We start from the raw sequence: 951 nt of genomic DNA, 5'->3' as shown, positions 1-951 counted from the left end.
CCCTGTGGCGAGGGAGCTTGCTCCCGCTCGGCTGCGAAGCAGTCGCAAAATCGGCCATCACGATTCAATTACACAAACACGTGAGCCAGTTTTGGGGGCGCTTCGCACCCCAGCGGGAGCAAGCTCCCTCGCCACAAAAAGCCCTCATATCGTGCACTACAGGCGCTTCACTTCTTTCGAGGCTCAGCAGCTTTGAGCACTTCTTTGGGCGGCACTTTCAGGTAAGGATTGGCACAGCCGATCTTCAGCGTGCGGGCCGGTGCCCAGCGCGAGTTGTTACCCACCCGGTCGAGGATGCAGTAGGTCACTTCCAGTCGAAGGTCTTCGCCGGCTTCGAGAATGATTGCCGGTGGCACCCAGACGTGAATCGGCTGACCCACATCGTCGGCCTTGAGTTTGGGCAGGTCCATGCGCACGTCGCCCCAGCGCAGGGTGATTTCGTCGTCGGCGGCCATGTTCAGGTACGGTTCGATGGTCAATGGCACACCGCGCTTGACCTGGTTCGGATTGACCCCCTGACGGCGAATGGTCTCGGGGATGAACACAGGCGCCAGGCTCTGGTTTTCCTCATCGCAAAGGGGCGAGGGCAGGCCGCCGGGGCAATCGAGTTTGATCTGGACGCGCGCCGCCGGTGATACCGCTGGCCCTTGCCCGATCTGCATGACCTTGTAATGGACGCGAGCAGAACCGTTGGCAATGAAGCTTTCCGGCACCCGCAAGCTCACCGCTTTGTTGCCATGATCCGCTCCCAATACGCTGGAGGCCACGTAGCAGTTGTTCCAGAACAGCTCGATCAGGTCGCCTTCGTACATACGGGGATAGGGAGGCACGTCGATTATCAGGTGAGCGGCCGAGGTGATGTTGATACCAGTCTTGTGAGTTTGCGCCAGGGTCGGGGCTGCAAGCTCGGGTTTGTTCGAAGTGCTTGTCATGGGGTTCTCTCCTTGAAGC

At 59.8% G+C, this 951-nt stretch carries 1 protein-coding gene; it reads right to left on the bottom strand.

The features are described from left to right. Positions 1-167: 167 nt before the first annotated feature. Positions 168-932 carry a hypothetical protein gene (locus AC1DLB_RS30970; RefSeq protein ID WP_477744103.1) on the bottom strand — a complete coding sequence of 255 codons (765 nt, stop codon included), beginning with the start codon at positions 930-932 and terminating at the stop codon, positions 168-170. Positions 933-951 lie beyond the last annotated feature (19 nt).

Source organism: Pseudomonas sp. 05N434, from assembly GCF_056396965.1.
This window is presented reverse-complemented; position numbering and strand designations above follow the sequence as displayed.